The following is a 14541-nucleotide window of genomic DNA, read 5'->3' on the forward strand; positions in this document are numbered from 1 at the left end:
GACAAACTCACCTTATACATCCCAAAATACCGCCGGCGCTCCGATGGCGAGCAGATAAGACGAACAAATCATCTTATCGTATTCGCACGATCCGCCCGAGCCCCAATAACGCGATAAAATCGCTCTATTACTGCAACAAACACTCAATCGCGCGCTCCAAACTATAGGGGGCTGCGACCTATTAGCGGGAGGAACTATTACCATGCAAATTCTCGTCATCGGCCGGGGCGGCCGGGAGCACGCCATTATCTGGTCGCTGAAGCGCAGCGACAAAGTGAAGCGGATCTATTGCGCTCCTGGAAACGCAGGAACGGCACAATTGGCGGAAAACGTTGATATTACGGAATTGGAGTTCGATCGGCTCGTGCAATTCGCGCAGGATAACGCGATCGATCTCGTCGTTGTTGGTCCTGACGATCCGCTGGCAGCGGGAATCGTCGATGCGTTCGAAGCCAAGCGCATTCCCGTATACGGCCCTCGACGCAACGCCGCTGAGATCGAAGGCAGCAAAATTTTTATGAAAAACCTTCTGCGAAAGTACGACATTCCAACCGCTAAATACGAGACGTTCACCGACTACGAGACGGCGCTGGACTACTTGCGGAAGCAAGAGCTTCCTATCGTCATCAAAGCGGACGGTTTGGCCGCAGGCAAAGGCGTCACCGTATGCTTCAGCCGCGAGGAAGCCGAGAAGGCGCTGCAGGAGACGATGGTCGACAAGTCTTTCGGCTCGGCTGGGGACAAAGTCGTTATCGAGGAGTTTCTTGAAGGCCAGGAGATGTCGATTCTCGCGTTCGTCGATGGCGAGACCGTTCGTCCAATGTCGCCCGCTCAAGACCACAAGCCTGTCTTCGACGGCGACAAAGGACCGAATACAGGCGGTATGGGCACTTACTCCCCGTTGCCGCACATTGACCAGGCTATTATTGACGAAGCGATTGAGAACATCGTCATTCCGACGGCCAAGGCAATGGTGTCCGAAGGAAGACCGTTCCGCGGCGTTCTGTTTGCGGGCTTGATGATTACGAAGGACGGTCCGAAGACGATCGAATTCAATGCGCGCTTTGGCGACCCCGAGACGCAAGTCGTTCTGCCTAGGCTGCAGACGGACCTGCTCGATATTTTCCTCGCTTCCATCAACGGTCGCTTGAACGAAATCGACATTGCCTGGAGCGATGACGCGGCTGTATGCGTCGTACTCGCATCGGAAGGCTATCCTGGCTCTTATCCTAAGGGGTTGCCGATTAAAGGGCTGGACGAGGCGGGAGATGCGCTTGTATTCCATGCCGGAACGGCTGTCAAGGACGGAGAGATCGTTACTAACGGCGGTCGAGTGCTCGGCATAGTAGGCCGAGGCCCCGACATCAAGGCGGCGCGAGAGCAGGCCTATGAGGCCGCCGAACGGATTACGTTCAAGGGCAAGCACAACCGAATCGACATCGCTGCCAAAGCATTGGTTTAGCGAATGCGCTACGACATAATGAACCGCCGAACGGACAACATCCGTTTTGGCGGTTCATTCTTTGTAAAAGATGGATTTGCGATGAGCGATGACGAACCAGACGGCATATACGGTTCCGGCTATTAACAACGCTGTCAGCGTATGCTGGGACAACCAATCCACGAACGATTTCATGAGACAAGCCTCCTCTTTTTTCAGCATATCGTTACTTTTCCCAGAATCCCAAAACTTTAGCGCAACTATTGACAGAGCAAAGCTGTGATGATAATGTTAATACATAGTATTTTTATCGGAATTAAAGGATTAAATAATTATAAATGAAAGCACGAAAGGAGGCCTCCCTTATGGAGAGACCTTTGAATATCAGGCATGAAGATTTGACCTTGGCAGCGACGATTCATTACCCGGCAGCAGATAGCAAGCTGCCGGTCGGAAAGCTGCCTCTCGTTATTATTAATCACGGCTTTGTAGGAAGCCGTATCGGGGTAGACCGTTTATTCGTGTTGACCGGACGCGAGCTTGCGGATCGGGGCTTTCTCGTCATTCGTTTCGATTTTGCCGGATGCGGGGAAAGCGAAGGGGTATACGGCGAGCATGGGCTCGAGTCGATGATCTCGCAAACGCGTTCGGTCCTCGATTATGCGCTCGGTCTGGACATCGTAGACCCTCTGCGCATCACGCTGCTGGGGCACAGCTTGGGAGGAGCGGCAGCGCTTCTGACCGCGACTCGCGATCGTAGAATCAAGTCGCTCGCCCTCTGGTCGCCGGTCGGCTATCCGTTTAACGACATCGTTCGCATAGTAGGCCGCAAAACGTACGACGAAGCCGTAACAAAAGGAAAGTCCGACTATTCGGGGTATACCCTCAAGCCGGACTTCTTCGAATCGTTGCAGCAGCATCAGCCTTTTCAGGAAGCGCAGAAATTTCACGGAGACGTATTCATCGCACACGGTACGAGCGACGACGTCATACCGGCGGATTACAGCTTTCTTCTCGAGAAAACGTTCTGGCTGCGAGGAGAAGGCCGCTGCGACAAGAACATTATTTTTCAAGCCGATCATACGTATACTCGAGGCGAGCATAAGCAAGAGCTGATCCGTTCAACCGCCGATTGGCTCGGCGGTCATGACGAACGGCAGCAAAATTGGCATCATTGGAGTATTTGAGCGGACGGCTCGTTTTGCGCATGGCTGCTTTCCGCATTACGAGCGTCAGCAATCAAGTGAACGGTAAGAATAAACATAGCGTGAGACCAAGTCAGCGGAACTACCCAAGCGGTTTCTCCGCTGTTCTTGTCGACTTGCTCCGGAAGCAGGCCGCTTGACGTGCGGTGCTCGACGGACCATTCGAGAAGCTTCTCGGCTTCGGATACTTGACCGTTGCGGGCGCGATATTGCGCCAGCCAGAGCGTCGTCAAAATCCATGGGTTGCCGCCGATATAGTTATCGTCCTCGTAGCGCTTGATGCCTCCTACTCCAGGCACGGTCAAGGCGCGTTCGACAGCGTCCGCGGTCAGCACTGCTTGACGATTGTCTGGCGAGACGACGTCGAATGGAACGGAAATGCCTAGCAAGCTGACATCGACGATTGGGTCGAAACCCAGACGATAGCGGGAATATCCTTTTCCGTCGACGATTTCCGATACGGGCAGGCCGGCGTTTGCGGCTTGCTCGTATTTATATTTGTCCACGGTTAATTGAACGCCGCGGTAGAATACGCCTTGCTCTTCGTTCCAGCACAAGGAAACGATTTGCTTGGAGATGCCGTCTGCAATGCCCGCCCATTTGGCTTCGAGCTCCGACTCGCGAACGAGCCCTGCAAAGGACGCCGCCGCTTTAAGACCTGCATAGACGGCTGCGGAAGAGTAAGTGTGCTGCCCTTCGCGTTCTTCCCACAGGTCTTTGCTGGCGATTGGCAAGCCGTTGCTTTCGTTAATCGAACTGGTGAGGAACTCGGCTCCGCTGCGAACGGCATCCCAGACCAGCTTCAGGAACTCCTCGCGAGAGTTTGCCGGAAGAGCCAAATAGTGCTGGTACATCCCCCACAGGATAGATGAGCCTTCATCGATTTGGAGACCCCACGACGGAGCGATAGAGCCGTCGTGATAATGGCGCTGCTGCCAAGCTCCGTCGGAGTCTTGTGCGGTAAGCGTCCATTCGTAGAAACGGGTGGACATATCGAGCAAGCCCGCTTTGTCCAGAGCGGTCGTAATGAAGGCCGCATCGCGTCCCCAGCAATAGGCGTAGCCGCCGCAAACCGAGAAGCGCTCGTCGAATTCGGGAGCGGCAATAATGCTTCCCGTTTTTTCGTCGGACATCAGCTTCATCGTCAGCACGGAGCGCTCGTAAAGCTCTTGAAGATCGGGACGATTGATCGGGCAAGAAGAAGCCGTCGCGACAAAGTCGATCCAGTAACGGGACGTGCTCTCGCGCCAAGCGTCGATGCCGATTTCCTTGGCTTTGCCGAGCAGGGCTGCCGCATCGTCAAGCTTGTGGGCGGCAGCGAGGTAAACGGTATGGCGAACGGTTTGTCCGGGAGCGACATTGTCGAACGACCAATCCATTGCGCTGTCCGAAGCCATTTGAATATCGTCGCCGTTGAGCGAGCCGCTGTTCGCATTGTCCCAGGCGTGCCCGGCTTGATATTTGGCGCACACGTTTGCGCTCGAGACAGCAAAATAGTGATCGTGGCGGAAATGGACGATGGAATCCGATCCGTGATGGAACTGCGTCGTTTGGTAGAACGGACTCTCGGCGACGGCAATCGAGGAATAGAACGAGAACGAGAAAGAGATCGCTTGGTCGCTCGTATTCGTCAGCTGATAATCGAGGATGAGAAGATCCTCTCCCGGAACGGCGTACGTCTCGGATTGCACTTTTACAGGAATGCTTCCCGATTCGGCCGTAACGGAAAAAATATTGGTTTTCGGTACGTATGCCGACGAATGGTTCCAACCGTCCCCGGTGCCGTCGAACCACGAGGTGCGCTCGTGGCCTGCGAGACGAATGCCGCTTCTGAGCGTATCCGCGTGTTGAGGGAAGTCGACGTGCGGCCACCAGAACCGCACGATTCGGCCAGTATGGAGCAAGGAAGCGAGAAAACGGGAATTTCCGACAACGGCATCAACAAGATAGGGTTTCTTTTCGAGATAGGATGACATAATGTTCAACTCCAATTGCGTTTTAGATTGAGGGAAGATTCGCGAACGAAAAGCCTGTGCGGCACGATCGTGCGCAGCAACTGAGGCTTATCGCCTTGAATCTGCCGAATGAGCAGCTGTGAGGCCATGTAGCCCAACTGATAAATGCCGATATCGATGCTCGTAAGCGGCGGGGAAGACAGCTCGGCCAACGTGATGTTGTTGAAGCTGACCAGGCTAAGATCTTGCGGGACTTTGAAGCCAAGCTCGGTAAGTCCGCGCAAAATGCCGAAAGTGACGATATCGTCGATAACGACCAACGCGGTAGGCCTCTCCGGCAAATTCATGAAGAAAGACATGGCCCGGTAGCCGCTTTCCTGCAAAAATTCACCTTCGACGATCCACTCGGAGAGCATGCGGAGACCATTTTCTGCAAGCGCTTTCCGGTAACCTTCTAAACGATCTTGAGATACGGTCAAATTCGGCGGGCCGCTAACGAAGCCGATCCTTTCGTGACCTTGCGAAATCAAATGCATGGTCGCATCGAAGGAAGCTTGTATATTATCGTTGTCGACGCACAAAATATCGTCGTCGCCGTAATGGCCGATCAGAATGAAAGGAAACTCTTCTTTTTTCAAAAATACGATGATCGGATCGTTCTTGCGCGATTGCAGCAAGATGATGCCGTCCACTCGACGGCCTTTGACAAGCCTGGTAACCGCTTCCAGTTCATCTTGCTCGGAATGGCCGGCAGTCATGAGCACGTCGAAGCCGTTGCGAGAGGCTTGCGTAGTAATACCTCTGATATTCTCTGCGAAAAACTGATTTTGAAACAATTCTTCCGCGGGCCGGGGCAGAACCATTCCCAGCGTGTACGTCTTATTCGAAACCAGACTGCGAGCCATGATATTCGAATGATAGCCCATCTCTTCCATGATTTCTTTCACTTTGCGCGTCGTCTCCCTGCTTATACGAGGGTGGTTCGACAATACGCGCGATACGGTGGAAGGAGAGACGCCGGCTTTCTTGGCAACATCTTTAATAGTGACCGCCATAAGGACCTCCACTTTTTATGCAACCGTTTGAACAGCTATAACATCTAGGGAAAAGCCGACTAAATACAAAATATATGTTACATGAACATTAAGAGGTTGTAAACGGGAGTTTGCACAATCGAAGCACAAGGGGGAAAATGCATCTGGCAAAGCATCATTTATAATAGGAAATAACATTTTTATGCTATACATGAATTTTGTAGTATTGACGAGATATTTAGAGAAAATGAAAGAGATGCGGGAAAAAAATCTGGAAATTAGCTTGTGCAAACGTATTTACAATCGATCGAAATGGTGTATAGTAAAGATGCAAGACGTTAAGCGCTTCCAAACGATTGAAAACTGGCCTAAGTTGTGAGTTTCAACTAACGCTTTCACCAGCTATTCAAACGTTTGCGCAAAACGTACATCCGATTGAGTTAAAGAGAGGGGACAAAAAAGAATGAAAAAGCAATTGGCTACAATCTCCACCCTGTCGCTGCTCGCGCTTTCGCTCGCAGCTTGCGGAGGCGGCAACTCGAACACCAATGCATCTCCTTCTGCATCCGGCCCTGCGGCATCTCCAACTTCGTCTGCACCTGCTTCCACGACTCCAGCTTCCGAAGCTCCGGCAGATGAGCCGAAACCGGAAGACGGCGCGAAACTGGTCGTTTGGTCCGCGCAAGAGCAACAAAAGTATGTCGAAACACTGGGTAAAGAGTTCGAAGAGAAATACGGCGTAAAAGTCGAATACCAAAAAGTTGGTTCCGCCGACGCGCTGAACAAAATTCAAAAAGACGGTCCTGCCGGCGTTGGCGCCGACGTCTTCGTACTTCCGCACGACAACTTGGACAGAGCGGTACAAGCAGGCGTAATCCTGCCAAACGATATCTTTGCGGACGACACGAAAGCAAACTTCGTTAAACAGTCCGTCGATGCGGTTACGACTACGGATGGCATCCTCTACGGCTACCCGCGTAACATGGAAACTTCGGCGCTCTTCTATAACAAATCGCTCGTAAAACCAGAAGATCTCGCTTCCTGGGATGCGATCAAAGCATTCTCCAAAGGATTTACCGATGCCAGCCAGAAAAAATACGGCGTCATGTGGAAACTTGACGACTCCTACTTTAACTGGGGCTTCCTTGCAGGCAGCGGCGGTTACTTGTTCGGTAAAAACGGAACGGATCCTACGGATATCGGTCTGAATAACGAAGGCGCTATTGAAGGTATCAAATTCATCCAAAGCATGAAAGAAGTATTGCCAATCAAAATGGCAACCGCTACGTCCGATTACAAAACGGAGCTGTTCCAAAAACAAAAACTGGCAATCGATTTGGACGGAATTTGGCAGCTCGGAACGTTCACGAAAGAAAAACTTGGCTTTGATGTCGGCGTAGTTCCATTGCCTCCAATGCCAAACGGCAAAGCTCCTAAGCCTTTCGCCGGCGTTCAAGCTTACTTCGTAAGCTCCTTTACTCAATACCCGAATGCTGCGAAATTGTTCGCGCACTTCGTATCCAGCCAAGATGCTGCCGTTAAATTGTACCAAATCGCTGGCGTAGTTCCTGCCCGCGCAGGCTTGGAAGAAGATCCAGCTATCAAAGACAACGAGCTTGTTAAAGGCTTCCTCGAGCAATTCAAAAACGTAGAAGTTATGCCTTCGATTCCAGAAACGGCTGCGTTCTGGACTGCAACGATGGGCAACCTCTTCTCGCCAATCTGGGATGATGGCGTTGACGCAAAAACCGCTCTGGACAAATCCGTTGCGGATATGAAAACGCTCATTTCCCAATCCAAGTAATAACTCGGATTCAAATGGTTTGATAAAATGATTGGTGACAATCACCCGTAGAAGCTTACGGGTGATTGTCTAATGAGAGGAGAGTCCGAACTTGCGCCAGCATCGGATTACGGCAGCAGCTCTCTCGACTGTCTTTATGGGGTTGGGACAACTTTATAACAGACAGTATGTGAAAGGGCTATCCTTTTTCGTCTTTTACGTGCTCGCAATCGTATATGCGATCAAAAATCTATATCACGGCCTCTGGGGCATTATTACGCTAGGGGAAACGAAACAAAAGCTTGTTCTTGTAGGTAAAGTTTACCAGAAAATTCCCGGGGATCATTCTATCTTTTTGATGATAGAAGGACTAATTACCATCTTCGTTGCGCTGCTTACCGTGTATTTTCTAATTATGAATATTCTCGATGCGTACAAGGGGGGCAAGCTTCGCGAGGAAGGGAAGACGCTTAGCGGTATTGCCGATACGTTGAAGTTCATCGTGGACAAGAAATTTCCTCATCTTATCATCACGCTTCCGTTGATCTTCGTCTTCTTCTTCAGCGTGTTGCCTATCATCTTTTCCGTATTGATTGCCTTTACGAATTACAACAGAACCCATGAACCGCCAGGGAATCTTGTCGATTGGCAAGGGTTCCGCGCTTTCAAAGATTTGCTGGGACTAAGCCAATGGGCGCATACGTTCCTGGGTGTATTTAGCTGGACGATGATTTGGGCCGTTCTGTCGACGTTTACGACTTTCTTCGGCGGCTTCGCCGTTGCATTGCTCGTTCAACAGAAGGGAATACGCCTCAAATCGCTGTTCAGAGCGATTTACATGGTTCCATTCGCCATTCCTTCCTTCCTATCGCTTCTTATTATGCGTAACTTGTTCAACGACGAAGTAGGACCGATTAACGCTCTGCTATTAAAATTCGGCATCGTCGGACCGCCGTGGCTGTCCGATCCCACATGGGCCAAGGCGACGATCATACTCGTTAACTTCTGGTTGGGCTTCCCGTTATCCATGTTGTTGGTTATCGGTATATTGGTCACGATCCCGCGGGATTTGTACGAGGCTGCGGAAGTCGACGGCGCATCCGCATTTTTCAAGTTCAAATCGATTACGTTCCCGAGCGTTATGTTCTCTTTGGCGCCTATCGTAATCAGTCAGTTTATGGGCAACATTAATAACTTCAACGTTATATTCTTGTTGACCAACGGTGGTCCGACCAATAGCCAGTATCAATTTGCGGGACATACCGATATTCTCATTACGTGGTTGTACGGCTTGTCCGTCACGAACGCCAGATACAACTTCGCGGCTGTAGTCAGCATCTTCTTGTTTATTATTATAGCGTTCTTTGCGCTCGTCAGCTTTAGGCGCACACGTTCGTTCAGAGAGGATGATATGTTGCGATGAACGGATATCGTGCAAAACAAAAGCTTGGTCAGGCTGTCAGCTATTTGCTGTTGATTCTTCTTGCCATCTTTACGCTGTACCCTGCAATTTGGATTGTCACATCTTCATTCCGGGAAGGGACATCGTTGTACAGCGAAACGATGTTTCCCGAGAAATGGACGGTTATTCACTATAAAGAGCTGTTCACCAAATTCAAATTCGGCGAGTGGTACGTTAACTCGTTGAAAGTCTCGCTTATTACGATGGTTTTGACCGTATTTTTCCAACTGCTGTCCGGTTACGCATTCTCGCGTTTTCGGTTCAAATCACGCAAAACGATTATGAGCGGTCTGTTCATCGTCGGTCTGTTTCCTTCCTTCCTCAGTTTGACGGCCGTATACGTTTTGCTATTGACCGTAGATATGCTTAATACGCACAGCGCGCTTATTATCGTTTCGTCTGCAGGCGCAGCCGTCGGTTATTTGCTGGTCAAAGGCTATTTCGATACGATTCCGAAAAGCTTGGAAGAAGCTGCCATAATTGACGGTGCAAGCAACTGGGGCGTCTTTTTCCGGATATTGCTGCCGCTGTCGAGACCGCTGATCGTTTATTTGGCTGTTACATCGTTCGCCTCCATATTCAGCGAATTTATCTTCGCACAGACGATTCTTCGGACAGAGAATAAACAGACGCTGGCAGTCGGCTTGTACAACATGGTCAATACGCAGCAGTCGACGCAGTTTACAGTATTCGCGGCGGGATCGGTGCTTGTCGCCATTCCGGTTGTTGCACTGTTCATTGCTTTCCAAAGAATGTTAGTCGAAGGACTTACGTCTGGAGCTGACAAAGGATGAGCAAACGTCCGCTTGCCGGTCGAGTCGGCAATCTGGCGCTCGTCGTTACGATGGCGGCTGCTGTGCTGGCAGGCTGCTCGGGCAATAACGAGAAGCAGCCTGCGGCTTCTCCGTCATCACAGGCAACGAAAGACAACGCAACGCCATCGGCAAAGCCTTATGTCATCGATACGAACGTTCCGGCTATGGGCACCAGCAGCGGCGTATTCTATGAAATTTTCGTCCGCTCGTTCAGCGACTCCAACGGCGACGGCATCGGCGATTTGCAGGGCGTAACGAACAAGCTCGATTACTTGCAGCAATTAGGAGTGAAAGGGCTTTGGCTCATGCCGATCACTCCGTCGCCTACCTATCACGGTTACGACGTCACGGACTACTATTCGGTCAACCCGGATTACGGAACGCTGGACGATGCCAAAAAACTGGTTGACGAAGCGCACAAGCGGGGAATCAAGGTCATTATCGACTTGATGCTGAACCATACGAGCAGCAAGCATCCTTGGTTCATCGACTCGGCAAAAAACGTTGACAGCAAATACCGCAGTTGGTACACTTGGGCTGAAAAAGGAAGTGATACTTCAGCACTAGGCCCTTGGGGCCAACAGGTATGGCATACGTCCGCTGGCGGAAATTCTTATTTGGGCGTCTTCACGGACGGAATGCCCGATTTGAATATGGATAATCCGGAGGTGCGTGCAGAGCTTGTGAAAGCCGGCCAGTTCTGGCTTAAGCTCGGTATGGACGGGCTGAGGCTCGACGCGGCAAAGCACGTCTATGAGGATTTCCAATCGTCGACGAGCGATCCCGAGACGTCGAAGAAGAACCAGGCCTGGTGGCAAGAGTTCCGAAAAGGAATGGACGAGGTTAACAAGGATGCCTATTTGATCGGCGAAATTTGGGATTCTTTAACTGTCGTAGGGCCTTTCCTCAATCATGCTCTTAATTCCGGCTTTAATTTCGATGCGGCCAAGCTGCTCATCGACTCGGCCAAAACCGAGCAGGCGGGAGCCATCTCATCGGTGTTAAGCAAAATGCTAGCCTACTACAGCAAGCAATCCGAAGGGCAATTCGTGGATGCTCCGTTCTTGAGCAATCACGATCAGAATCGGATCATGAGCGAGCTCGGCGAAAATGCCGATCACGCGAAGATGGCCGCTTCTTTGCTCCTGACGATGCCCGGAAACCCTTTCCTCTACTACGGAGAAGAGATAGGGATGAAGGGGATCAAGCCGGACGAATTGATTCGCGAGCCGATCATCTGGGCCGCGGATCGCAAATCGGATGGCCAGACAAGCTGGGAATCGACCGAGAGCAACGAAACGACTTTGTCAGTCGAGGAACAGCTGCAAGATCCCAAATCGCTGCTGAATCACTATAAGAAACTGATCTCCTGGCGTAATGAAGAGCCTACGCTCGGCAATGGGGGCATCGAGTCGTTCCCGATCGATGAATCCGGAGTTCTAGGCTATCTGCGAGTCGATTCGTCATCAACTTTGCTAGTCGTTCATAATTTGACGGGCAAAGCGACAAAAGTCGATTTGAACGCTAACGGTACCGTTCCGTTCTCCACGCTGAAGCACTTCAGCGAAGAAGGAACGTCCTTAAATGCAGGGCAGTTGGAATTGCCTCCTTACAGCACGGTAATTCTTCAATAGAGAAAGGCCGGATTCCTTGATAGGAACCGGCCTTTGTCTAAATCCCGATAAGAAAAAGGAGACATCGGTATGTCTGCCAGCATTTCTAAAATCGGAAAAGCGTTGTTGCAAAAGCGGAAATCCATTGGCGTTCAATTGTTCGGCATCGTATTCGTCAGCATCATCTTGATCGTGTCCGTACTCGGCTTCAACTCGTACGGAAAGTCCAAGAAGATCATTCGCGACAAAGTATCCGTCGCTTCCCAGCAAACGTTGCAGCAATCGACGGACAAGCTCGATTTTCTCTTGTCGACTTACGCGGGACTGACGCGTCAGTTCATGGTGGACACATCGCTTCGCGAGCTGTTGGTCGCCGTTTCCGCTAAAGATATTTCGGTTCCCGATAAGAGAGCCGCACAAGATAAAATAACGGATAGAATGAACAGCATGATATCCGCAGAACCGAACATACTTACGATTCGAATCATACCCAAAGATTTGAATATTAATAATGCGCTTTCAACGACGGGCGCATCCGCGTTGCTGATAGAGGGGCCGAGCGAAGCGTGGCTGAAGAAGATGATGGATGCCAAAGGCAACGTCGTCTTTGTCCCTATGATGAACAAAGGGTTATTCGGTTACTCCACGGAGCCGTCGTTGACTGTAGGGCGTCTTCTAAAAAATCTTAAAAATCCGGAAGCGGAATATTTGCTCTTAATCGAGCTTCGCAGCAAGCTTCTGTCCGATGCTTTTGCCAACTTCAAGCTTGGCGATACCGGCCAAATGATGGTCGTTACCGAGGATAATAAGATCGTGTATGCGGCTTCGCCCGAGTTGATCGATACTACGCCTCCGCCATTGGGGAAAAATATGCTCGTATTGAATCATACCTCCGAGACGACGGGCTGGAAGATGATCGGATCGGTTCCGCTTAACGAATTGGAGCGCGATTCGAAAACGATTCTTTCGTTGACGGTATGGATGATTATCGCCGCGGCGGTCGCCGCTCTCCTCATCGGATACGTGCTCATCCGTATTATCGGCAAGCCTCTAGAGAAGCTGTGCGTGCTGATGGAGAAAGGCGAGAATGGAGATTTATCCGTTCGAATGGATTACCGGGGCCAGAATGAAATCGCCCGGCTGTCTCGCAACTTCAACCGCATGATGGAGCAAATCGCCTCCATCGTCGGTCGTACGAACGAATCGGCGCAGCAGTTGGTGCGTTCGGCGAAAGAGCTGAAGGCCGTTTCGCTCGAAACGTCTTCGACGGCCGGGGATATCGCTTCCGTAACGACTCAAATCGCTCAAGGGGCCGCAAGCCTCGCGGCCGAAGCGGAACGGGGCATCATTCAAACCGAGACGATCGGCGGAAAAATGCGTGCGGCGACCGATACGAACGGCAGGCTGGAGTCGACGGCCGGACGCGTGCAAGCCGTCAGCGATCAAGGCTCCGCTTACATGAGGGAACTGATCGGCAAGACGGAGGCGACCGAGCAATTATCCCGTTCGTTGGTTGAAAGAGTAAGCAAGCTGAAGGAAAGCGCAGGATCTATTTACACGATTCTTAATATGATGAACGAAATTTCGAAGCAGACGAACATCCTATCGCTCAATGCTTCCATCGAAGCGGCGCGAGCCGGCGCATCCGGAAAAAGCTTCGCTGTCGTAGCGGAAGAAATTCGTCGCCTGGCCGTGCAATCGAAGGAATCAATCGGAGTCGTTCATACGATTACAGACGTCATCCAACAGGAGATCGACGCCACGGTCGTGGATCTGGGCTCGGTATCTCCCGTTCTGGCGCAGCAGAACGCGGCCGTTCTTGAAGCGGCTGAAATATTCGGCGGAGTGAAGAGCGAAATGAATCTATTCGTTCAAGAGCTTGCCGTGTCGACCGAGTCGATCATTGAATTGGATTCTTCGCAGAAAGTTCTTGTCGAGTCGATCGGAACGGTAAGCGCTGTATCCGAAGAATCGGCGGCATCGTCGGAGGAAGTAGCGAGAATGACAACCGATCAATTGGCGGTCAGCAACAAGCTTGTCGACCTCTCGAATCAGTTGGAATCGCTCTCCGAGCGCTTGATCGAGCAACTGGACGTATTCGGCGGCAACAAGTAAACATAACAAATAAAGGCCCCGTCTTCCTTAACCGGAAGCGGGGCCTTTATTTGTTCGTTTATTTGCCGGCGTAGAACGTTAATAGATTGTCCGATTGAGAATCCCAATACTCTTGGTTATGTCCGCCAGGGAAATGATGGTATTCCGATTTGACCTTCTTGTTTTGCAGAATGCCATTCAGCTTCTCGGTGCTTATATAGCCTTGGTACTGATCTTGCTCACCGCTATCCAAGTAGACGGAAAGATCTTTAATATCGGCTGTCGCGGCCAGAAGCAAAGGATCTCTCTGCTTTTTTAATTCCGGGGTCGTATAAATTTCTTTCCATTCGTCCAGTGGAAGGTAGGGGCTATGTCCGCCGACCTTGCTGAACAGATCCGGATGCGTGAAAGCGTTGTAGAGAGCGGCCCAGCCTCCTGCGGAGAAGCCGCCGATGTAACGCCCGCTCTTCTCTTTGACAGTGCTGAAATGGCCGTCGACAAAGCCGATCAGATCTTTGGTCAAATAGTCTTCGTAATTGCCTACGGTGCAGGCGCTGCATGATTTGGCCATCTCGTCTGTAACATTCAAGCCGTAACTGTTTTCCAGCAATGGAGCGACGATAATGAGAGGATTAACCTTTCCGTCAGCGATGAGTTTGTCGGCGGAAGCCGATATTCCCGTGGCAGACAGAACGCTGTTCTCCGAGCCGATGAGAGGGTGAAGCAAGTAAAGGGTCGGATACGTTTGAGCCGTATCGTAATTCGGCGGCAAATAGATGTTGAATCGTACTTCCTTGTTAAGAGCGGCACTATCGAACTTGACTCGGTACACGCTGTTTGTTTTCGATAACAAGGTCGAATTTTCCGGCATATAGGAGGGCAGGGGATTAGGCGCAGCAGCCGGTTTCTTGGACGGTTCAGGAGCGCTGGCCTTCGACGTCTCCGGTGCGTTGGATTTAGAAGCTTGTTCCGTAGGAGCGGCTCCTTTCGATTCAGAAGCTTTGGAGTTGCATGCTTGAAGCAGTGCGGTTGACGATAGCAGCAGGATGGCTGCGAGCGCCGCGGTCGTTCTTTTCATGGAAAATCCCCTTTTCTCAATAGGTATATTTAGGTTCAATATTCATAGTAGAAAAGAAGAC

10 protein-coding genes are annotated in these 14541 nt (G+C 51.0%); 7 read left to right on the forward strand and 3 right to left on the reverse strand.

Annotated features, from left to right (window positions below; genetic code table 11):
* Positions 1–202 precede the first annotated feature (202 nt).
* Both purD and D3H35_RS16730 read left to right on the forward strand, forming a co-directional pair.
* Positions 203–1462 carry a phosphoribosylamine--glycine ligase gene (gene purD, locus D3H35_RS16725; RefSeq protein WP_119150391.1) on the forward strand — a complete coding sequence of 420 codons (1260 nt, stop codon included), beginning with the start codon at positions 203–205 and terminating at the stop codon, positions 1460–1462.
* Between the two features lie 344 nt (positions 1463–1806).
* The gene (locus D3H35_RS16730) at positions 1807–2628 is read left to right on the forward strand and encodes an alpha/beta hydrolase family protein (RefSeq protein ID WP_119150392.1); all 822 of its coding nucleotides are present in this window, start codon (positions 1807–1809) and stop codon (positions 2626–2628) included.
* Here D3H35_RS16730 and D3H35_RS16735 read toward each other — a convergent pair.
* Together D3H35_RS16735 and D3H35_RS16740 are read right to left on the reverse strand one after the other, a co-directional pair.
* Positions 2613–4622, reverse strand: a complete 2010-nt coding sequence (locus tag D3H35_RS16735) for a glycoside hydrolase family 15 protein (protein ID WP_119151188.1) — start codon at positions 4620–4622, stop codon at positions 2613–2615. The two genes, D3H35_RS16730 and D3H35_RS16735, sit on opposite strands and share 16 nt — an antisense overlap.
* 5 nt (positions 4623–4627) lie before the next feature.
* Positions 4628–5656, reverse strand: coding sequence for a LacI family DNA-binding transcriptional regulator (locus D3H35_RS16740; RefSeq protein ID WP_119150393.1), 1029 nt, complete (start codon positions 5654–5656; stop codon positions 4628–4630).
* 442 nt (positions 5657–6098) lie between these two features.
* On the opposite strand from D3H35_RS16740, the gene D3H35_RS16745 reads away from it, so the two are divergent.
* From D3H35_RS16745 to D3H35_RS16765, 5 genes are all read left to right on the forward strand, one after another.
* Positions 6099–7439, forward strand: a complete 1341-nt coding sequence (locus tag D3H35_RS16745) for a sugar ABC transporter substrate-binding protein (protein WP_119150394.1) — start codon at positions 6099–6101, stop codon at positions 7437–7439.
* Between the two features lie 91 nt (positions 7440–7530).
* Complete coding sequence (locus D3H35_RS16750) at positions 7531–8841, forward strand: carbohydrate ABC transporter permease (protein ID WP_119150395.1); 1311 nt, start codon at positions 7531–7533, stop codon at positions 8839–8841.
* Positions 8838–9674, forward strand: a complete 837-nt coding sequence (locus D3H35_RS16755; protein ID WP_119150396.1) for a sugar ABC transporter permease — start codon at positions 8838–8840, stop codon at positions 9672–9674. Before D3H35_RS16750 ends, D3H35_RS16755 begins: the two co-directional genes overlap by 4 nt.
* The gene (locus D3H35_RS16760) at positions 9671–11329 is read left to right on the forward strand and encodes an alpha-amylase family glycosyl hydrolase (RefSeq protein WP_119150397.1); all 1659 of its coding nucleotides are present in this window, start codon (positions 9671–9673) and stop codon (positions 11327–11329) included. Before D3H35_RS16755 ends, D3H35_RS16760 begins: the two co-directional genes overlap by 4 nt.
* Before the next feature lie 69 nt (positions 11330–11398).
* Entirely contained in the window at positions 11399–13423 is a 2025-nt protein-coding gene (locus tag D3H35_RS16765) for a methyl-accepting chemotaxis protein (RefSeq protein ID WP_119150398.1), read from the forward strand.
* A 58-nt stretch (positions 13424–13481) separates the two neighbouring features.
* Here D3H35_RS16765 and D3H35_RS16770 read toward each other — a convergent pair whose 3' ends face one another.
* Positions 13482–14480, reverse strand: a complete 999-nt coding sequence (locus D3H35_RS16770; RefSeq protein WP_119150399.1) for an alpha/beta hydrolase — start codon at positions 14478–14480, stop codon at positions 13482–13484.
* Positions 14481–14541: the final 61 nt, after the last annotated feature.

This window comes from Cohnella faecalis, assembly GCF_003570905.1.
Taxonomy (GTDB): Bacteria; Bacillota; Bacilli; order Paenibacillales; family Paenibacillaceae; genus Cohnella; species Cohnella faecalis.

Bases quoted from the DNA above. Each gene is read 5' to 3' on its own strand.
- purD (WP_119150391.1), top strand. From the start codon at position 203: ATGCAAATTCTCGTCATCGGCCGGGGCGGCCGGGAGCACGCCATTATC.
- D3H35_RS16730 (WP_119150392.1), top strand. From the start codon at position 1,807: ATGGAGAGACCTTTGAATATCAGGCATGAAGATTTGACCTTGGCAGCG.
- D3H35_RS16735 (WP_119151188.1), bottom strand. From the start codon at position 4,622: ATGTCATCCTATCTCGAAAAGAAACCCTATCTTGTTGATGCCGTTGTC.
- D3H35_RS16740 (WP_119150393.1), bottom strand. From the start codon at position 5,656: ATGGCGGTCACTATTAAAGATGTTGCCAAGAAAGCCGGCGTCTCTCCT.
- D3H35_RS16745 (WP_119150394.1), top strand. From the start codon at position 6,099: ATGAAAAAGCAATTGGCTACAATCTCCACCCTGTCGCTGCTCGCGCTT.
- D3H35_RS16755 (WP_119150396.1), top strand. From the start codon at position 8,838: ATGAACGGATATCGTGCAAAACAAAAGCTTGGTCAGGCTGTCAGCTAT.
- D3H35_RS16760 (WP_119150397.1), top strand. From the start codon at position 9,671: ATGAGCAAACGTCCGCTTGCCGGTCGAGTCGGCAATCTGGCGCTCGTC.
- D3H35_RS16765 (WP_119150398.1), top strand. From the start codon at position 11,399: ATGTCTGCCAGCATTTCTAAAATCGGAAAAGCGTTGTTGCAAAAGCGG.
- D3H35_RS16770 (WP_119150399.1), bottom strand. From the start codon at position 14,480: ATGAAAAGAACGACCGCGGCGCTCGCAGCCATCCTGCTGCTATCGTCA.